16 protein-coding genes are annotated in these 20,641 nt (G+C 51.7%); 9 read left to right on the top strand and 7 right to left on the bottom strand.

The window, feature by feature from the left end; all coding sequences use genetic code 11:
* Positions 1-8 precede the first annotated feature (8 nt).
* The 7 genes from mtnB to ACTHRH_RS04015 form a co-directional block, all read right to left on the bottom strand.
* Positions 9-662 (bottom strand): methylthioribulose 1-phosphate dehydratase, encoded by a 654-nt coding sequence (mtnB, locus tag ACTHRH_RS04045; protein ID WP_144933277.1) that lies wholly within the window; start codon positions 660-662, stop codon positions 9-11.
* Between the two features lies 1 nt (position 663).
* Positions 664-1,341 carry a 2-hydroxy-3-keto-5-methylthiopentenyl-1-phosphate phosphatase gene (locus ACTHRH_RS04040; protein WP_144933276.1) on the bottom strand — a complete coding sequence of 226 codons (678 nt, stop codon included), beginning with the start codon at positions 1,339-1,341 and terminating at the stop codon, positions 664-666.
* Positions 1,338-2,606 (bottom strand): 2,3-diketo-5-methylthiopentyl-1-phosphate enolase, encoded by a 1,269-nt coding sequence (locus tag ACTHRH_RS04035; RefSeq protein ID WP_144933275.1) that lies wholly within the window; start codon positions 2,604-2,606, stop codon positions 1,338-1,340. Before ACTHRH_RS04035 ends, ACTHRH_RS04040 begins: the two co-directional genes overlap by 4 nt.
* A 19-nt stretch (positions 2,607-2,625) precedes the next feature.
* Positions 2,626-3,486: a pyrroline-5-carboxylate reductase gene (gene proC, locus ACTHRH_RS04030; protein WP_144933274.1), complete on the bottom strand. Its 861-nt coding sequence runs from the start codon at positions 3,484-3,486 to the stop codon at positions 2,626-2,628.
* A gap of 45 nt (positions 3,487-3,531) precedes the next feature.
* Complete coding sequence (locus ACTHRH_RS04025; protein ID WP_144933273.1) at positions 3,532-4,779, bottom strand: glutamate-5-semialdehyde dehydrogenase; 1,248 nt, start codon at positions 4,777-4,779, stop codon at positions 3,532-3,534.
* Between the two features lie 62 nt (positions 4,780-4,841).
* A complete protein-coding gene (gene proB, locus ACTHRH_RS04020) occupies positions 4,842-5,942 on the bottom strand; it encodes a glutamate 5-kinase (RefSeq protein ID WP_150959831.1) in 1,101 nt (366 codons plus the stop codon).
* A gap of 761 nt (positions 5,943-6,703) precedes the next feature.
* A complete protein-coding gene (locus ACTHRH_RS04015; protein ID WP_379285658.1) occupies positions 6,704-7,849 on the bottom strand; it encodes a pyridoxal phosphate-dependent aminotransferase in 1,146 nt (381 codons plus the stop codon).
* A gap of 206 nt (positions 7,850-8,055) precedes the next feature.
* Here ACTHRH_RS04015 and ACTHRH_RS04010 point away from each other — a divergent pair, with 206 nt between their 5' ends.
* The 9 genes from ACTHRH_RS04010 to ACTHRH_RS03970 all read left to right on the top strand — a co-directional run bounded on the left by ACTHRH_RS04010 (position 8,056) and on the right by ACTHRH_RS03970 (position 20,630).
* Positions 8,056-8,847: a carbon-nitrogen family hydrolase gene (locus ACTHRH_RS04010; RefSeq protein ID WP_144933271.1), complete on the top strand. Its 792-nt coding sequence runs from the start codon at positions 8,056-8,058 to the stop codon at positions 8,845-8,847.
* Positions 8,848-9,285: 438 nt separating this feature from the next.
* Entirely contained in the window at positions 9,286-9,990 is a 705-nt protein-coding gene (locus tag ACTHRH_RS04005) for a response regulator transcription factor (protein WP_144933270.1), read from the top strand.
* Positions 9,987-11,363 carry a sensor histidine kinase gene (locus ACTHRH_RS04000; RefSeq protein WP_379285621.1) on the top strand — a complete coding sequence of 459 codons (1,377 nt, stop codon included), beginning with the start codon at positions 9,987-9,989 and terminating at the stop codon, positions 11,361-11,363. The genes ACTHRH_RS04005 and ACTHRH_RS04000 overlap by 4 nt, the downstream gene beginning before the upstream one ends.
* 39 nt (positions 11,364-11,402) lie before the next feature.
* Complete coding sequence (locus ACTHRH_RS03995; RefSeq protein ID WP_144933268.1) at positions 11,403-12,176, top strand: hypothetical protein; 774 nt, start codon at positions 11,403-11,405, stop codon at positions 12,174-12,176.
* Between the two features lie 977 nt (positions 12,177-13,153).
* Positions 13,154-14,521 (top strand): ABC transporter substrate-binding protein, encoded by a 1,368-nt coding sequence (locus ACTHRH_RS03990; RefSeq protein WP_440414243.1) that lies wholly within the window; start codon positions 13,154-13,156, stop codon positions 14,519-14,521.
* 73 nt (positions 14,522-14,594) lie between these two features.
* Positions 14,595-15,713: an ABC transporter ATP-binding protein gene (locus ACTHRH_RS03985; RefSeq protein WP_144933267.1), complete on the top strand. Its 1,119-nt coding sequence runs from the start codon at positions 14,595-14,597 to the stop codon at positions 15,711-15,713.
* Between the two features lie 75 nt (positions 15,714-15,788).
* Positions 15,789-18,764 carry an extracellular solute-binding protein gene (locus ACTHRH_RS03980; protein WP_440414241.1) on the top strand — a complete coding sequence of 992 codons (2,976 nt, stop codon included), beginning with the start codon at positions 15,789-15,791 and terminating at the stop codon, positions 18,762-18,764.
* A gap of 94 nt (positions 18,765-18,858) precedes the next feature.
* The gene (locus ACTHRH_RS03975) at positions 18,859-19,755 is read left to right on the top strand and encodes a carbohydrate ABC transporter permease (protein ID WP_144933388.1); all 897 of its coding nucleotides are present in this window, start codon (positions 18,859-18,861) and stop codon (positions 19,753-19,755) included.
* Positions 19,752-20,630, top strand: a complete 879-nt coding sequence (locus ACTHRH_RS03970; protein WP_144933265.1) for a carbohydrate ABC transporter permease — start codon at positions 19,752-19,754, stop codon at positions 20,628-20,630. The genes ACTHRH_RS03975 and ACTHRH_RS03970 overlap by 4 nt, the downstream gene beginning before the upstream one ends.
* The last annotated feature ends 11 nt before the right edge of the window (positions 20,631-20,641 follow it).

Raw genomic sequence — 20,641 nt, 5'->3', positions numbered from 1 at the left:
ATTGCCGTTTATCCTTGCTTGTTCAACAGCTTCCACCGATAAACATATTCGAAGAGAAACTCGAAGGCTTCCAAATGACGCTTCGCTTCGAAAACGTTGGCTCCCCAGGCATAGATGCCGTGCTTGCGCAGGACAATGCCGGGAACCCGGGGGACAATCGCCTCGCTGACCAGCTCGGCAATGCGGGGGATATCCGCATAATTAGGAAGGATAGGAATGCGGATCGCGGCGTCCTCCTCCCATATATTGAACGCTTTAATCAGCTCCACTCCTTCTACGGGAATGGCTTGTTCCTCCCGGTACAGTTCCGAAACCAGGTTGTTAAAGACCGTATGAACATGGAAAATCGCCCCGCATCCGGTAGCCCGATAAATCTCGCAATGGATAAGAGTTTCAGCCGAAGGCTTAAGCCCGGTCGTCTCCAGCGGACGCCCATGCTGATCCACGATCAGGAAATCTTCCGGGGAAGAGACCGACTTGTCCTTGCCGCTTGCCGTGACAGCAAATGCGAAGGTCTGGCGATCCTCGCTCATGTCGCCTATCCGTACCGACAAATTGCCGCTGGTGGCGGGGAACCAGCCTCGTGCGGCGAACGTTTCCTTGACCTCCCTCAGCTCAGAGAACGCTCGCTGCTTCTGTTCCAACGTCATGCTATGTTCCATTTCAGTTCCCCTCTCTTAAAGCATTCAATCCATTGATGACGTCATGGAAGGTTTCAAATTTTCTATAGGCAATTCCAAGCTTCTCACATTCCTCTGCAAGATGGGATCGGGCAAAGACGAAATCAGCTTGCTTGGAACCTTCAAAATCCGACAGGCTGTCGCCAATCAGTATGCGGTTATACTTCTCCGGTGAATAGGAGCGGATAATAGTAGTCTTGCACATCCCGCAGCCCTTATCGCATTGCTCATCGCACGGATGAGGCCAGGTAATCCGAATTTGTTCTCCGGAGAAATCACTGCCGTTACAGTAAATCTGTTCCGGTCTTAGTTCGAAGGGGGCCAGTGTCGGGAGCAGGAAAAAATCAATTCCCCCGCTGGTCACCAGAAAATCGAAGTCATTCTCCCTGACATACTCCAGAAGCTCCGGGAAGCCCTCCCGGATACGGATCGATTGGCGGGTAAATTGAATAATCTCATCTTTCCGCGAGGAGGGGAGGAGGGCGAACATCGCTCCGACTCCCTCCTGCAGGGGGATCTCTTTATCAACGATCCGGCGAAGAATGTCTTCCCAGCCGGAAGGCTGAAAATGCTTCATGATGTCCATGATGTTATCTGTAACGGTAATGGTCCCGTCGAAATCGCAGAATATGATATTTTGCTTGTTTGCATCAAGCTTCATTCTCTAACCCCCCATGCCTCGATGGCCGCGTGCAGCTCCTCATGTTCAGACGCATAGTCTCTCAGGGGTACGCCGCTTAACGCCGCCTGAATCGCTTGCCTGAATGCGCGGCCTCCCGCTTCGGTTCCCATCGGATGGCCGTGAACGCCTCCGCCCGCATTAACAACGACCTCTTGTCCGAAATCGCGGAGGATCAACGGAACCAGCCCGGGGTGAATACCTGCTGAAGGCACCGGGAAGCTCTTGGCTAGAGTCAGTCTTCCGGCGTGCGGTTCCCCGTCATTTCCGGACGAATGCAGATAGTCCCGGGGCTGGTCCGTTAATAAAGCGTGACGAATAGCCATGTTTTCTTCCTTGGGCATCACGACCGAACCATAAGGCGAAGGGAACAGCACCAGATCCGCACCAGCCAGCCGCATCAGCTTGCCGAGCAGTACGGAAGCGGAAATGCCGTGATAGGGTGATGGATAATAGGCGCCCGCCAACGCAGGGTGTGCCGCGATCGGGACGGTAATGTCTGGATGCGCGCTCAGTTCGCGAAGCGTATCGAACCCATAGGAGAGCACGTTGAATAAGAGAGCATTAGCTCCAAGAGAAACCGCCTTAACGGCTTGCTCTGCGAGCTTGGATGTCGGCCCCGTCAGGTTAACGGCATAGAGCAGCTTCTGCCCGGTCGTTTCCTCTGCCTGCTTGGCCGCCTCCATACATACCTTGACCCGTTTCTCCAGTGGGGTGAGCGGATTCTCGAATAAAATTTCATCATCCTTAATCAAATCCACACCGCCGAGAGCTTGTTTGTAGAATTGCTCGCGCAAGGCAGGCAAATCGTGGCCGATGACGGACTTGAAGATGCTCATCAGCAGAGGACGATCATGGACGCCCAGCAGGGAGCGCACACCTTCCATGCCGAATTTGGGACCGGAAAAGGCACTCAGGAAGGGGTCGGAAAAATGCAAATCCATCAGTTTGATGCGGCCGTCCATAGAGAGCTTTCCGAATACAGTCACAAGGAGAGCCGGAATGTCCCGGCTGAAATTGACGTCCGGATAAGCTATCCGGATGTCCGCGTAACGTTCACCAAGCTCATTACGGCTTTCGGCGACATCGACCACTTGGCCGAGATAGGGCTGCATGCTTGCTTTTTTCGCCTCGGGCAGATCCGTCCAGCTTCCGACAGTCAGGCCGACGGCAATGCCGGCAGCCTTCTTGCCGAAATCGGCATTTTCATCATAGCAGCGATAGGTTGCCGTACAATAGGAGTTCATCGTTCCACCTGCTTTTCGTTCAATATTTCATCATTTCTTCGGATATCGTGCGGCCGATCTCGCCGGCTCTATCCGAAGCCCGCCGGACAGCGCTTCGGATAGCCTCTTGAAAATGATATTGATCCAATACTTCCAGTGCGGCTTGAGTGGTGCCGTTAGGAGAGGTAACCTTCTGCCGTAAGGAGGCCGGTTCTTCTCCCGTTGCTTTAACCATTGAGGCGGCACCCAGGACGGTCTGAACCGTCAGCTTCCGGGCTTGTTCCTGATTCAACCCTCCCTGGATCCCTGCTTCCATAAGAGCTTCCATGAAGGTATAGATATAAGCCGGCCCGCTGCCTGAGACGCCGGTAACAATGTCGATCAGCGGCTCCTCGACTACGATGGTTTCCCCGGTAGCTGAGAAAAGATTTATGGCCATTTCCTGATAGACTCCGGAGGCGTTAGCGGAGAAGCAGAGTCCCGTCGCCCCCATACCGATCGTACATGATGTATTCGGCATGCAGCGGGCAATGGGAATTAGCCGGCCCAGCCGATTTTCCATCGTATCGATGGAAAGTCCGGCTATCACGGAGATGACGAGCTGCCCGGGATGCACTAATGGTGCCAGATCCTCCAGTGCCGCCCCGGCGTCCTTGGGCTTCATGGCAAGCACGATGATATCCGCTTCCGCTGTATATCTGCGAACCGCCTCTGGTCCGCTGCCGGTACGGATGCCGTACTTCTGGCAGAGGATGGTCAGTCGGTCCCGGTTGCTCGAGTTTGTCGCAATAATTCGTTCTGGATTAGAGCCGGGAAGGGAAACAAGACCGCGGATGATAGCTTCGGCCATGGCTCCCGCTCCGATGAATAGTATAGTTTTGCCCGCAAGGGTTTGATTCATGGTTTAAAACCTCCGTGCACACGAACTGGAGTGACGGGCTTGCGCTTATTCTCTAATTTGCCCGTTTCCATAGATGTAGTATTTAGTAGAAGTCAGAGCAGGGAGGCCCATAGGTCCACGGGCATGCAGCTTCTGTGTGCTGATGCCGATCTCTGCGCCGAAGCCGAATTCAAAGCCATCGGTAAACCGCGTCGACGCATTCACATAAACGGCGGCGGCATCCACTTCCTGCAAGAAGCGGTCTGCGTGCTCCTTCGTTTCCGTAACAATACATTCGGAATGCATCGTTCCATATTGGCGAATATGGTCAATAGCTTCCTCCAACGACCCGACAATTTTTATATTAAGAATATAGTCGTTATATTCCGTAGCCCAATCCTGCTCTGCAGCCGGATGGATCACGGGGGCGAGCTCGACCGCGGCCGCGCAGCCGCGCAGCTCCACTCCCGCCGTAATAAATTTATCGGCCAGATCGGCCAGATGCTTCTCGGCATAAGAGCGGTGTACAATCATCGTCTCCATAGCATTGCAGACGGAAGGACGCTGGATTTTCGCATTCATGGTAATACGCAGTGCTTTCTCGGGATCGGCCGTTTCATCCAGATAAGTGTGGCAGACTCCGGCACCCGTTTCGATGACGGGAACAGAAGCATTCTGAACGACGTTCTGAATCAGCGACCGGCCTCCCCGCGGAATGATCACGTCGAGCCAGCCGTTCAGCTTAAGCATTTCGTCGACCGATGAACGGTCGGGGCTAGCGACCAGCTGTATAGCGTCTGCAGGAACCGAAGTCGCAGCCAACGCCTCGTGCAGCACCTCGACAATTTTGCTGTTGGAGGACAGGGCACTGGAGCCTCCGCGCAGCAAGACGGCATTGCCGGACTTCAGGCATAAGCCGGCGGCATCGACCGTTACATTCGGCCGGGCTTCATAGATGATGCCTACCAGTCCGATAGGAACCCGCTTCTTGCGGATCAGCAGTCCGTTAGGCCGTTCGAATTCTTCCATAACGTCTCCAATCGGATCGGGTAATTCAACAATCTGTCTAAGTCCTTCGGCCATTGCCTGAATTCTTTGCTCATTGAGCGCGAGCCTGTCGAGCAAGGAACTGCTAAGTCCGCTAGCGGCTCCGCGCTCCAGATCTTCCTTGTTCGCGGAAATAATGTCTTCCGATCTCTTGACCAGTGCATCTGCCATCGCCAGCAGCGCCTCGTTCTTCTGTTCCGTTGTCAGGCTTCCCAGCACAGGCTCTGTCCGTTTCGCCAGCTCTGCTTGTCGTTTAATCTCGCTCATAGCATTTGCCTCCCATGCATCGTTTATTATCTATTGAAAATAAAGTCACTAGTATCCTACATTCAGTCAACAGCCATCCATTCATCGCGGTGAATCACTTCAATTCTCGGCACTTCCACCCGTTTTTTCACTTCATCCGTGGACAGTCCGGCTACCGCCTGAAGCTGCCAGGCCGCATAGTTTACGACCCCTCTGCCGATCAGCTGCTGATCCGGATTAATAACTTCAACGACATCCCCGGGGTGAAAATCACCGGATATTTTGCGAATGCCGGCAGGCAGCAGACTCTTGCCACCCTCCAGCAGCGCAGCTTCGGCGCCCCGGTCGACATATACCTTGCCCTGCGGGAAGGAGTGAAAGCCGACCCACTGCTTCTTGGCAGGCAGTGTATGCAGATGGGTGTCAAAGTAGGTGCCCTTGCCTTTGTTCTGAGCAGCGGCTAGCAAATCGCCGGGTTCGGCCACCTTGCCGACAAAGACGGGTACGCCTCCCCGCATCGCGATCCGGGCGGCTTCCACTTTGGAGCGCATTCCTCCGGTACCGACGGAGGAGCCGCTGCCGCCGGCGATCCGGTACAGCTCATCACTGATTTGCTCTACCCGGTCAATTCTGACGGCATCTGCATTCTTGCGTGGATCATCGGTATACAGACCGTCCGTATCGGTGATGATTAAAAGGCTGCTTGCTTTCACCAGATTGGCGACCAGGGCGGACAGGTTGTCGTTATCGCCAAATTTAAGTTCCTCGACAGCGACGGTATCATTCTCGTTAATGACCGGAATTACCCCTCTGGCCAGCAGCTCCTCGACCGTCATCAACGCGTTTAATATTCTTTGCCGGTTGGAGAAGTCGGCTCGGGTGAGCAGAATCTGCGCGACGGGGATATCATTGTGGGCGAAGGCCTCTTGATAGCACTGCATGAGCAGAGCCTGTCCTACCGCTGCGGCGGCTTGCTTTTCCTTGAGCACACGAGGGCGTTTCCGGTAACCGATCGTAGTGAAGCCGGCGGCAACCGCTCCGGATGTAACCAGAAGCACCTGATAGCCATTCTGACGCAGGGCTGACAATTCATTTGCATAGAAATGGACTTTATCGCGGTTAAGGCCGCCTTCGTCGGAAGTAAGGGAGCTGCTCCCGATTTTGACGACAATGCGTGATTGCATATAATCACTTCTTTCTATATAGCTAATGATTTACCCGGCACCAGATACAGATTGGATAGCCGAATGACAGCTCGGGATTGACGAGGTACAGGTAAATCTGTCTCGGATTTCCCGAGGGGAATGATTTTTGAATCTATGAGGGACGGTGAGAAGACACCGCAAAAGTCCTGTCGAGCACTCAGGATATAACAAGAGGATGATTCCTTACATTCCCATACAATAAGAAACGGCTGTCGCCGTTCTTGTCCAAGGACGTACAATTTCTCGATAAATATAAGAACTGAATAAGCATGTTAAACTTATATTTTTCTTATATTTTAAAAAAAGCTCCTAACGGAGCCCGATAAATACCCCACAAAATGACGTAAACCTTCGCTCTTATTCCAAGTATATTGCGGGGAGTCCCGGAAATAAATTGAATAACCCGGTATAAGAGGTAGCTTATTATGCCAATAGGAATCTTTGAATTGCGTCATATTAACGCTGTAAAGATATTAATGATTCCTAAAATTCCTACGTGGTAAGGAAAAAACTTTCGTCCGCACTGGACGAAAGTATGGCAGTTAGTAGGTTGTGTCAGCATTGTATAACGGTCCATTCCAGTCATAGTACATAAGCGTTTCCGAATGGTTCTGCAGATGCCGATTCTTGCATAATGGATGCTGCTTCCTTATTTCCTAAGGATATCATTCACCCTGTCGTTTGTAAAGAAATAGCCCTTTGCCTGTTACCTGATCCGAACGTTTGTGACTAGATCCATCCTAGAAAATGTTCAGCCTCCCGATTCGCTCTACAGCTTCCTGGAGACGTTCCTCGGAAGTCAGCAGCCCTAGGCGAACGTAACCTTCTCCGCTCTGCCCGAAGCCGATGCCGGGGGCGACTACGACATTGGCCTCCAACAGCAGTTTATCGGCGAATTCGCTTGAACGGTACCCCTTGGGAACCGGCAGCCACGCGAAGAAGGAGCCTTGCGAAGGCTGGGCCTGCCAGCCGATTTGCTCTAGAGCCGAGAATAAAGCGTTCCTGCGGCTCTCATAGACTGCCGACAGCTCGGCGACGCACTGCTGGGGACCGGTCAGCGCTTCGGCCGCAGCCGCCTGAACGGCTCCGAAGAGGCTGACGTAATAATGGTCCTGGATCAGGTTAATAAGGCGGATGACCTCCGGATTGCCGACGGCGAAGGCCACTCTCCAGCCGGCCATGTTATAAGTTTTCGATAAAGTATAAAATTCGACACCGACTTCCTTGGCCCCTGGTGTCTGCAGGAAGCTGACCGGCTTCTCTCCGTCAAAGCCGATGGCTCCGTAAGCGAAATCGCTGGCGACTACAATCCCGTGGCGTTCGGCGAAGCGAACCGTTTCTTCATAGAAAGCCGGTGGCGCGCAAACGGCGGTCGGATTGTTGGGATAATTAATAAACATCAGCTTGGCGCGCTTCAAGTCGGCTTCCGCTAGAGCCGAATAATCCGGAAGGAAACGATTTTGCTCCAGCAGCGGCATAAATACCATTTCCCCTCCGGCCAGTGCAACCCCCGACCAATAATCGGGGTATCCCGGATCAGGGACTAGGCAGACATCCCCCGGATTAAGCAGGCATTGACTGATTTCGACCAGGCCGGTTTTCCCTCCGAAGAGAACCGCGACCTCCGTTTGCGGATCCAGCTCGACCCCGTAATCCTCGCGGAATCTCTGGGCGGCGGCTTCCTTCAGAAACAAATAACCGTCAAACGGCGGGTAACGGTGAAAAGCCGGATTGGCGGCCGCTTCCTGCATCCTGCGCACGATATGATCCGGGGTAGGGCGATCGGGATTTCCTTGGCCAAGATTGATGACATCATATCCTTCAGCAATCCGCCGATTTGCTTTCTGTACAAGACTTGCGAAAAATTGCCTAGGGAGGCTCTGCATTCGCGCGGCGGGAACTATGGGGAATTGGGCTTGTTTATTCAAAATCCATTCACACTCCAGTAATTAACGTAAAATTGAACCGATTTTAACACGATTTTTCCTATCTGTATAGTATTCTTATAGGAGATTTTGCTGTTGGCCGGATTGATGAACCGCCCGGTATCCCTTATGATAGAGAAAAAGCAGAAAGAAGTGAATAGAAAACGATGTCTTCATTACATATCGCTCTTCTTCAAATGGATGTCAAAGCCGGAGAGCCCGAAGCTAATTTTGCCAAGCTCGAGCAAATGCTGCTCCAAGCGGTGCAGGCCGATCCGAAGCCGGACGTCCTGATTTGTCCGGAAATGTGGAATACCGGGTTTGACCTGGAAGAGATTCAACAGCAGGCGGACCCGGAAGGGAAACGGACCCGTGAGCTGATCTCCGGATTCTGCGCCGAGCATTCGGTCAATGTGGTGGCCGGCTCGATAGCGAATAACGTAAACGGAGAAGTAAGGAATACATTGTACGTATTTGATCGGAACGGCAAGCTTGCGGCGGAGTATGACAAAATCCATCTATTCCGGTTAATGGACGAGGAGAAGTATCTGACCGGAGGAGAGAAGATCGGACGCTTCGAGATCGATGGGCTGCCGGCTGGAGCGGTAATTTGTTATGATATCCGATTTCCGGAATTGTCCCGGAGGTTGGCTCTGGATGGGGCCAAGATGATGTTCGTGCCGGCTCAGTGGCCGCATCCGCGATTGAATCATTGGCGTACGCTGTTGACCGCGAGAGCTATAGAGAACCAGATGGTGGTGATTTCATGCAACCGGGTCGGTCAAAGCGGAGATACCTCCTTCTTCGGGCACTCAATGGTTATCGACCCCTGGGGAGAGATCATCGTGGAGGGCGGAGAGGAAGAAACGATTCTCACTGCACAGATAGACCTTGGTGAAGTGGATCGTGTAAGAAGTAAAATTCCGGTTTTCCAGGATCGCAGACCCCACTTATATTAGTCTGAACGTTCCCTTAATTATGGGGGGAGTATTTTTCAGAAAAAAAAGGAAAGAAAAGGAACCTTGCAGAATCTTTATATATGTTCCGTATATAATAGAAAACACTGGTTATAAAAGTGCTGTTTACCGGGACGTGCCGCAGGTTTCTATGTTTAAATGGAGAGATTCCCGGCAGCTGCTGCGGAATTTCTCTGCGTTCTGAGACAATATTTCTAGGGAGGGAGGTTCGGCGTTGAAATGGCATCGGCAGATGAAATCAAGATAAATCAATCAGAGAGTCCCGGCAGGCGGTTATTAGGTCGCACGAATCTGGTTCAGAGCCTTGCCTTCATTATACGGGAGACAGGATAGCCATTTGGCGGCGACACCTTCCCAAGGCTGCCCGTCCTAGTTATGCCCGCACAATTTCTCATTTTCTTCACAAGGGGGATATATAAGATGGATATCATGATTGTTGAAGATGAGGTAACGATTCGCGACGTGCTTAAATCTTATTTTATCAAAGAAGGTTGGAATGTGCATACTTCCGGTGATGGAAGGGAAGCCCTTCAGAAGGTTCAAACCTTCAAGCTGGATTTAATCGTTCTGGATTTGATGATTCCGGGCATGTCCGGGGAAGAACTGTGCAGGCAGATCCGTTCTATTTCTAATGTCCCTCTGATTATGCTGACTTCCAAGGCTCATGAAAGCGATACCATAAACGGGTTGAACCTGGGGGCTGATGATTACATTACGAAGCCGTTCCGGATGAAGGAAGTAATCGCCCGGATTAATGCGCTTCAACGCAGAATCAATTCGCTTTCCCCAACACCAAACCGCTTTATGAAATTTAATAACCGCCGTCTGATCGTAAATTTTGAAGCCAAGGATGTCTATGTGGAAGGCAGGCCAGCCAATTTGACATGTACGGAATTTAAAATTTTTAATCTGTTGGTTAAGAATCCGGGGAAAATATACAGCCGCCATGATTTGTCTTATGAAGTGCACGGCTACCGGTTTATCGGGGACGGCAGGACCATGGACGCCCATATCAAGAACATTCGCCGCAAAATAGAGCCGGATCCCAAAAATCCCCAATACATAGTTACGAAGATCGGATCGGGCTATAAGTTCAATTATCAACCGGATGAAGATGTTGGATGAAGGGGAGGGGCCGGTTTATTCGAACCCGATGGGCGGCATTCGCGGCAGTATGGCTGACCTCGGCATTCGTTCTTGCAGGATTGTATGCTGTTCTGTCCCAACAAGGGAAATCCCTCTTGGAACGATATAAGGAGCAGTATTACTCTGAACAAGCCTACAGAATGGCTTCCGTCGTCCGGACCTACTTAACCGAGGCCCCAACACCGGCTTCAATCCGGGAGAAGCTGGAGAGCACCTCCAGGTTGTTTTCAACCGCAGTTCGCTGCTACGGGCCCGATCAGGAAACGATTCTCTACGAATACAGCGGGAATCTCTCGGATTTCTCCATTCCGTCCGAAAGGTTGTATGAGGTACAGATTCCAGTGATAGTTAATGGCGGGGTGCAGGGATATATAAATGCTTATTTCGATAAGGCCGATGAATATCAGATCGCCTCACTTGCCAATTGGAAGCAGGATTCCGAGAGGAAGATGCAGCTTGCCTTCGCCGTTGCCCTGCTTGCCTCACTGCTGTTGAGCATCGTGATTTCCGGCAGACTGTCTGCTCCGTTACGCAATGGAAGCAGGCAGGTACAGCCGATTCTCAAAGGGGATCGGGACAAGAGGTTGATTCCGGAAGGAACAAGCGAGCTCAGGGAACTGTATCGGACGATCAATGTTCTTATGGAGGATGTCAATCAACAGGAAATTTGGCGCAAGCGAATGCTGGTTGATTTGACACATGAGCTGAGGACGCCGCTGACTTCGGTTTTATCGCGGCTTGAAGCCATTCTGGACGGGGTATATCCGAAGACGGAGGAACACCTGCAGAGCATGTACGACGAAATTGACAGGCTGTCCCGGCTGGTTGACAATATGGAAAAATTGTCCGAAGCGGAAACCGCCAGGTTCAAGCTGAACATTCAACGGGTGCAAATGACGAAGATCGTAAAAGGAATTCATGATGCTTACTTATTCCTCGCCAAGGAAAAAAATATGAAATTTTTGTTTCATCATCCCAATACGCCTTGTATCGCGGAGGTGGACCCGGACCGGATCATTCAAATCCTGTCCAATATTATCTCTAACGCCATCAAATACACTCCTGACGGAGGCACCGTTGAGGTTGGCCTGTCCTCCAACGAATCGGAAACGCTGATTTATTGCTCCGACAATGGAATTGGAATTTCCGAAGAGGATTTGCCGCATATTTTCAAAAGGTTTTTCCGCGCGGATCCGTCCCGCTCCCGGGATATCGGGGGCTTGGGAGTAGGCCTCAGCATCGTTAAGGCATTGGTGGAAGCTCATGGGGGAACCATTGAGGTCAAAAGTCAAGTAGGCAGAGGATCGACGTTTCTGGTCCGTATCCCCCATGTCATACAGCGAATGCCATAATCATTTTACCGAATAACGGCATCCGAACGGAGGGTATACATGATTTTTGTAAGGGCTTTCGACACATTGCGCCGTAATCCGTCGTTGCTGCTTTATCCTGCGTTAATGGATTCGGCCGGGCTTGCCGCCGGCTGGCTCGCCGTTGGATTTATCGGCACCTCCCAAATATCGGTCAAGCTCATTCTCGATATGGGTCTTCCTTCGCTTGGCCATCTGATCAATGTTCCTATAATTATGAACTCGCCTGATTTTCTTAGTCGTCATGGCGGGGGGCCGGTTATAGGACTCGTCACTCTGTTGTTTCTCTTATTGACGGCACTGATGCAGGGAGGCTACATTGCATCTCTTGATAAAGCGCTGCGGGGTGAGCGGAGGAGTTTCCGGCAATTTCTCAAAGACGGGAGAAGGGCCTGGGTCCGCTTTATTTTGTTTTATATCATCGTAGCTCTGGCGAAGACCGCTGCAACGACTTTGCTCGTTCTTATTTTCGGAGCGGTCGGTTTGTTTGCGTCCCTCGTTTTATTTCTCGCCCTGCGCATCCGGTACATTTATTTGGAGCTGGCAATGGTGGTTGATCATTTGAATATCGATACAGGCATGAGAAGAAGCCGTTTCTATTGGAAGGAAGCGCCTGCGGCTACGGCTGCGGTCGTCGGCATTTATTATGCTGTATCTGCACTGTTCAGCTTACTGCTGCATGCTTTTTGGCACCCCCTTGTTTTATGGGCAGGTGTTTGGCTGTATGCTTTCGTTATGACGGCTGTTCAATTATCCTTCATGCTGATTATTCACCGCGTCCGGGAGGATGAGTGAAGGAAGTCGCCGGTTGTAGGTCACGTTTGACACTTCGCATCCTTTTTTGGCTTCCCTTTCGAAGCGGTATGACTTTTGGAACCTCGCTGCCCATGGATTATGGGGGGTGAGGTTTTTTTGGCGCCAATAGATAATAAATCAAACTCCCTCAAACGTATGCTAGCCAGCCCCTTGATATTACTTCCTCCAGTGGTGTTCCTACTCAAACATTTATCCCTTCGTCACGCGGCTTTGGACTATTATCCCCTTGACTCAGACGAGTCCTATGACCCGGTTTCCCCTCGGTAGGACCCCACCAACATCGCAGCAGTCAGGTCGACATAAACCGGGTCTCCTGAAACTCTTCCGGGAGTCCTCCGCCAACCGGCCGCAGACCGGGCAAAGCCTTCGGGAAAAAAATAGTGAATGATGCGGATCAAGCTTTTCTAGGTACTGAGCGGAAGGGATAACAGTCAGAAGGGACGGAGAAGGAGATATCGGCATCATTATGAAGGAACGGCCAGGTATGAAGGAACTGAGCAGAAGGGATAACAGTCAGAAAGAGGCTGTATATTAATGAGGTACAACCAAGATCATGTGAGAAACTACGAAATAGGGTCACCCAGGTCCGTTACGTTTTTGCTGTTGGACTTCACTAGTGCAACATCCTGTTGAGCGCCTTTTCCACAATGAATCGACAGCTTCAGAAAGGATGCCGGTGTCATTCCAAAATCATGCACTGTTTAAGGAGTTTTCTCTGTCCATTCGGACCTCTCTTCCCAAGAAACGAGGGGGGTCAAGCCGATGGAAATTCACACCGTCTTCACACCATTTTGGATAAAATCTATTTACATCCTTTTTGCCCTGCTATTTTGTAGATAATCGAGCATTAAGACCGTGGAACGGAAAGAAAGCTAAACTTGATTGCTTTAGCTAATGGAGTGGGCTTGATCATCCTTATTAACCATCATGGAATGATGAATTTAAGGAGGACGTCAATGAACAGAGTTCGAAAATCAGGCGGATTTCCTGCTTTGCTGGCCGTTGGTTTGTTGTCGGTTATCGTTTCTGGCTGCACTGCCAATACAGGGATGGAGGGATCTGCCGATGAATCGGATATCTCAACCCCTCCCGCAAACATGGGGACATCCGATGAAGGTCCCCAGGAGGAAGTTACGATCCGGGTTCTGTACCCTTGGGGCCAAGGGGCTTTCGATGAACGATTTAAGGACATTGACGAGAAACTGCCCGATATTAGACTGGAGCTCATTGATTCCCGGGCCGAGCTGGAGCCGCTGCAGGAACTGAACGCCAAAAAAATAGTACCGGATCTCATTTTTGCCAATTGGGGCATCGAGCCGCTCATGGAGCTCGAAATGATTGAGCCGTTGGACGCTCTGGCGGAACAATACGAATTCGATCTGGATAGGCTTGATCCGTCGATTATTGCGTTGTACCGGGCCTGGGATAAGGAAGGAAGGCTGATCGGAATGCCGACGTCGGCGGATAATTATGCTTTATTTTACAACAAGGAAGTATTCGACCTCTTCGGGGTTTCCTATCCGACAGATGATATGACATGGAACGATGTACTCGATCTGGCCAAACGGCTGACAGCGGTGAAGGACGGAATCCAATACCGGGGGCTGGAAATGGGACCGGGCTTTACAGGCACGGAAGCGCTTGTCCCGCTTATGCAGTTGACGGTAAACTTGACGGATCCCGAGACGGGAGAGGTGCTCATATCGCAAGAGCCTGCCGTTCATAAATATATGGAATTAATGAAAGCGTTTTATAATATTCCGGGCCTGTATAACAGTGATCCGGAAGCCCGCAAGGATTATGAATTCACCAAGAACACGGTGGCCATGATTGTTTCCTGGCCGGGATATTTGCGCTGGGGAATCGGAGATCCGGACAAAGCCCGGTCGATCGATATTGCTCCGCTCCCGGTATGGCCGGAGCTCCCGGACATTGCGCCGACTCATTTTTCCCACCCCCTTATCCTTAATAAATATAGCGAAAACAAGGAGGCTGCCTTCCAGGTGCTGATGGAAGTCGTATCTGCGGATCATCAGACGGTGCTGGCTGAAATCGCGGATGGGTTGACGGTGCTTAATCAGCCGGAAATCAATGAGCGTTATGGGGCCAATTATGAAATCTTCGACGGCAAAAATTTAAGCGCCTTCGTGGCCCGTACACCAGCGCTTCCCCCATCCAGAGTCAGTCCGTGGGATAAATACGTCGATATCGTCGGCCATCTGGCGGAGTTTGCCGAATCCGACATGAACATCCCCGAATTCCTGCGGGTAGTCCAGGAGAAGGCCGAAATGAGGATAGCCGAAGAAAAGTCCAGAAGAGAATGACCCTGCACGAAGCAGAAAGACATATGAAATCGGCAAGGTGAGAAACGAAACCGAGGTACAGGGAGGTTTACCATTGGCCAGAATTTTGTTTAACCACGTTTACAAACGGTATGGAAAATACAAAGAAGTCGCTGTGAAGGACTTTAATCTGGAAGTGGAGGATCAGGAATTTCTTGTGTTCGTCGGCCCTTCCGGCTGCGGGAAATCGACGACGCTGAGAATGCTTGCCGGTCTGGAGGATATCTCCGAAGGGGAGATCTACATCGGGGACACCATCGTCAATAACTATCCGCCCAAAGATCGCGACATCTCCATGGTTTTCCAAAATTACGCCCTCTATCCGAATATGAGTGTCTATGAAAATATCGCTTTCGGTCTCAGGCTGCGCAAACAGCCGAAGCACGAAATCGATCTGGCGGTCAAACGGGCGGCCCGTGTGCTGGAGATCGAAAACTATCTGGATCGCAAACCCCGGGAGCTATCGGGGGGACAAAGGCAGCGGGTCGCCCTGGGCCGTGCCATCGTCCGGACCCCTCAGGCTTTCCTGATGGATGAGCCGCTGTCCAATCTCGACGCACGGCTCAGGGTGCAGATGCGTTCGGAAATCATAAGTCTGCACCGCAAAATCGGAGTCACGATGATTTATGTCACTCACGATCAGGTAGAAGCGATGACGATGGGGGACCGGGTGGTGGTGATGAACCGGGGGGTCATTCAGCAGGTCGATACCCCCGAGCAGGTCTATAACAAGCCGGTCAATATGTTTGTGGCCAATTTTATCGGCAATCCTCCCATGAATTTTATAGACGGGCGGATCAGGGAGGAAGCGGGAAAGCTTGATTTCCATACGAACCGGTTCAAGTTGCGGCTTACAGAGAAGCAGGCGTATCACCTACGCAAGGAAAATTTGGTGGATATGACCGTTGTCCTTGGAATTCGTGCGGAGAACATAAGCTTTGACGAGATCGTCATGGAAGCCTTCCCTGATTCCGTACTTACGGGTATTCTGCAGTTCAACGAATTTTTGGGCTCCGACCGCTATTACCATATGGATATTGGTACTGAGCAAACGCTGGTCGTACGGGCGCATCCGAGACATCATTACGATGACGGAACGAAGGTGACCGTGGCGCTGGACATGAATAAAGCTTTGTTTTTTCATAAAACGACCGGGGTGCTGTTAACAGATTGACCTTGGAGGTCTGGTGAAAGAAGGTACGATGCGAATCATTTTATCACCCCATTATAGCGCGGAAGGAGGATACCGATGGCTTACACAAATAAAGGGAACAGATCCCGGTTTACCGCTGTGATGCTGATCGGCGCCATGCTGACCGGTTTATTCGCTGCGCCGCACAGCGGTCTGGCGGCATCGGCGCCGTCCGCCGCCAAGTCAGCTGTCATTTCCGGTGACGAATCCTCCTTGGAATCCGGCCCCTTCTATTACGAGATTCGCCAGGAATGGCAGGAGCAGGGCTGGGCGGAAGGGAAGGAGGGGGCTTATGTTCCGGCGAACCGGCTTGCGGCAAGCTCCGAGCAAGCAGAGGTGCGGATAGGGGCTTATAAGGGCGAGAACGATGTTCTTGTATGGAAGAATGTCAAGGGCTGGATCGAATATGAGGTCGAGGCAGAGCAGGACGGGCTGTATGAGCTCGCTTTGGATTATTATCCGCTGCCGGAGGAGGACGGGGGCAACCGGCAAGCCGTTATCTTGTCCGTGCGGATTAACGGGGAGCACCCTTTCAGGGAAGCAAGGTCGATTCAGTTCGAGAGACAATTCCGCGATCTGGAGCCGAAATTTGACAAAGAAGACAACCAGCTCCGATCACTGGTCGAAGAGCTGGGGGAATGGAGGAACCAGCCGTTCCGCGATTCGGAAGGCGCTTATTCACAGCCTCTTCTGTGGCCGCTGAAGAAAGGAACAAACCGAATTCGTCTGGAAGCCGTCAGACAGCCGCTGGCCATTAAGGCGCTGCACGTAAACCCGCCCCAATCGATTCGGGATTATGCCGAGGTCAGATCGGAATATCCGGAGGAGTCTTCTGAGGAAGCCCGGCTGATCGAGGTCGAAGCGGAGCATTTTTATTCTAAAAATTCTACGTCCATTCAGGTCCAGTATGATCGCGATCCGCTCACGACCCCATATTCCATCTATAAAGTAAGGTTCAATACAATCGGCGGGGGGAGCTGGTATCGCAGCAGACAGGCCGTTACCTGGGAGCTGGACGTGCCGGAGGACGGAAGATACAAGCTCGCCATGCGCGTTAAGCAAAATTTTCATAAAAATCTGTCCGTATTCCGCAGCATTTCTATTGACGGGGAAATTCCATTTCAGGAAATGAAGCATTACGGGTTTCCCTATGCGACCTCCTGGCAGGGCGTTACGCTGGCGGATAAGGAAGGGGAGCCTTACGAATTTTATTTGACGAAAGGGACTCACACACTTTCAATGGAAGTCAATTACGAGCCGTTCATCCCTCTGTTGGTCGTTATTGACGGCATGGCGAGCGAATGGAGAGACATTTCGCTCGATCTGAGAACCGCTACCGGCAACCGGGTAGACGAATTCCGGGTTTGGGACGTGGAGAAGGAGCTTCCCGGCTTGGTGGACCGTTTGAAGAAGCTGCATGAGCAGTACAATTGGCTTGCGGAACAAATGATCGCAATTAACGGGATGACCGATACCGTCTCCCAGTCCTTCGAATCGAGCGCCAAGGACATCGAAGATTTATTGAAGAATCCGAATGAAATTCCATATCGCCAGATTAATATCGGAACGATGCAGGAGAAGCTGGAAACGCAGCGCACGGCTTTATTAGAGGCTCCGCTGCAGGTGGATAGAATTTATGCCGCCTCCGTGCAGGCGGAATTCCCGAAATTGACGGCCGGCTTCTTCCAGAAGCTGTGGGGGGCTATAGTCTCCTTGTTCGCTTCCTTTACCGACAGCAACAAGCTGAATGAGCAGAAGGACGAGGAGCTGAACGTCTGGATGCTGTGGGGTCGGGATTATGTTGACGAGCTTCAGCAGTTGGCGGACGAGCGATTTACGCCTGAGCATGGGATCAAGGTCAACGTCAATCTGATCCAGTCGAAGGATCTGCTCATTTTGGCCAAGGCGGGAGGGATTCTGCCGGACATTGCCCTCGGTATTCCCGGAGATATGCCCTTCGAGATGGCGCTGCGCAACGCTGCGCTCGATCTGTCGGAATTGCCCGGCGCCGGGCCGTTTCTCGACAAGTTCCATCCGGGTGCGATGCTTCCGTATTACTACAACGGCGGATATTACGGTGTCCCGGAAACGATTAATTTCAAGGTGATGTTCTACCGGAAGGATATTTTGGAGCGCTTGAAGCTGAAGGTGCCGGATACGTGGGAGGAAGTATATGATATGGTGCCTACCTTGCTGCAGAATCAAGCGAATTTCTACGTCGATCCGAATGATTTTTCCTATATTTTCTATCAGAACGGGGTCGAGATGTATACTCCGGATGGTTTGAATACCGGGCTGGATACGCCGGAGGCCTTCGATTCCTTCAAGCAGTGGACCGATTTATTTAACGTCCATGGAATGGAACGTCAGGTGCAGAGCTTCTATAACCAGTTCCGGAAAGGCTTCATGCCGATCGGGATAGCTGATTTCAATCAATACATGCAGCTTCTTGTCGCCGCTCCCGAGCTTCTCAATGTATGGGGAATCGCTCCGGTGCCCGGCACGAAACAGCCGGACGGGTCCATCGTACGCTGGTCCGGGGGCACTAGCCTGCAGACGACAAGTGCCATGCTGTTCCGGGATACGCCCAAGGAAAAGCAGGAACTCGCTTGGAAATTCCTGCAGTGGTATATGTCGGATGACATACAGACGGAATACGGCCTGAATCTCGAGCAGTATCGCGGGGAGGCGTTCCGCTGGAATTCGGCCAACATTAACGCGTTCGTTCATATGCCTTGGCGGCCGGAGGATTTGCAGGTCATTCTGGAGCAGTGGCGATGGCTGAAGGATATTCCGAATGTACCCGGGGGTTACATGACGACAAGAGAGCTGAGCTTCGCCTGGAATCGGGCCACAATAGACGATGAGAACCCGCGGATATCGCTGGAGAAGGCCGTCAAGCAGATCAAGAGGGAATTGATCCGCAAGCAGCAGGAATTCCGCTTGGTTGATGAGCAGGAGAATGTGCTCAGAACGCTGGAGCTTCCGCAAGTGACGGAACCGTGGAAAGGGGTGGATCCGTTTGTCGAGTAACCTTCATGCCCCGGTCCGGCAGCACAGGCTTCAGGCTGGACAGAAGAGGAGCCAGCAAACCTTGTCCGGCAAATTTAAGCATCTTCTCTCGGAAATGTACAAATACAGGCTGTCCTATTTGTTCATTGCGCCATTCGTTCTGGCTTTTACCATATTCATTCTTATTCCGGTTATTGCAGGAGTGCTGTTAAGCTTTACCTATTTCAACGCGATTGAGTTTCCAAGCTGGGTTGGGTGGAACAACTATCAAAACATTTTCTCCCAAGATATCGTTTTTCTGCAGCATGTATTGCCCAATTCGTTCAAATTCGCATTGTTCGTAGGGCCCATAGGCTATGTTTTGTCCTTCATTCTGGCCTGGCTCATCTCGCAGCTCCCGAACGCCGTCCGCATCTGGTACGCCCTGGCTATGTATGCGCCGTCGCTAACGGCCGGGGTAGCCATGGCGGTCGTCTGGCAGGTGATGTTTACTGGTGACCGGACCGGATATATCAACAGTTTTTTGCTGCGCTGGGGTTTCATTGACGAACCGATTTATTTCGTTCTGGATGCGGATTACCTGCTGAATATTATGATTATCGTCTCCATTTGGTCCAGTATGGGGATCGGTTTCCTGGCCCAACTGGCCGGAATTCTCAACGTAGACCGCACCCTGTACGAGGCCGGACGCATTGACGGCATATCCAGCCGCCTGCAGGAAATCTGGTATATCACGATTCCGATGATGAAGCCGCAGATGCTCTTCGCCGCGGTTATGGCCATTGTCCATACGTTAAATTCCGGCGGAATAGGAACCGATCTGTCCGGCAGCAACCCAACCCCGAATTATGCGGGACAATTGATGGCGAATCATATTCAGGACTACGGATTTATCCGTTTCGAGCTGGGTTATGCAAGCGCTATATCGATCATTCTTCTGTTGATGATGTTTATTCTGAGCCGGTTCTTCTGGTACTTGTTCGGCACGGAGGAAGGAGGAGAGAAGGAATGAGGCAAAAATGGAAGGCCGTAATCCGCGTGCTGCGGCGGATTGACCGTACGCAATATTTTCTGTTCGTCCTGTTGACTCTGCTATCCGCGTTCATGCTGCTGCCGTTGGTCTATATTTTTAATCATGCCTTCAAGCCGCTTCACGAGCTGTTTCTGTTTCCGCCGACATTCATCGTCAGGGAGCCGACGACACAGAATTTCATCGAGCTGCTCAATTTGACGCAGAGCACGTTCGTTCCGGTTTCCCGCTATATCTTCAACAGCGTGGTCGTAACGATCCTGGCCACGATCGGCATGGTAGTGGTAGGCGCACTGTGCGCTTATCCATTGGCAAAGCATAAATTCCCGGGCTCCAAGCTCGTCTTCGGCACGATTATCGTCTCACTGCTGTTCGTTACGGATACGATCGCGATTCCCCGTTATGTCGTCGTTCAGAGCCTGGGCATCATGAACACATACTGGGGTCACGTTCTGCCGATGCTTGCGCTGCCCGTAGGGGTTTTCCTGCTCAAGCAGTTTATGGAACAGCTGCCGGACGAATTGCTGGATGCGGCCAAAATCGATGGAGCGTCCGAATGGGGAATCTTCACCCGTATCGTCCTCCCGGTCGTCAGTCCGGCCATCGCGACGATTACGATTCTGGCATTCCAATCGGCGTGGGGGAATGCCGAAACCTCCATCTTCTTCATGCAGGAGGAGTCCATGAAGACCTTGCCGTTCTATATGTCCACCCTAACGGCAAACCTGGCGAATACAGTGGCCAGGCAAGGGGCGGCCGCTGCCGGAGTGCTGATCATGTTCCTGCCGTCCCTGATCATCTTTCTAATTGCCCAACGCAAGGTCATCACTACGATGGCTCACTCGGGGATCAAGTAAAGGAGGGGGTA

The organism is Paenibacillus sp. SAFN-117, assembly GCF_051966115.1.
GTDB classification, from domain to species: domain Bacteria; phylum Bacillota; class Bacilli; order Paenibacillales; family NBRC-103111; genus Paenibacillus_L; species Paenibacillus_L residui.
Note: the sequence above shows the minus strand (reverse complement) of the source record. Positions and strands in the feature narration are given on the sequence as shown.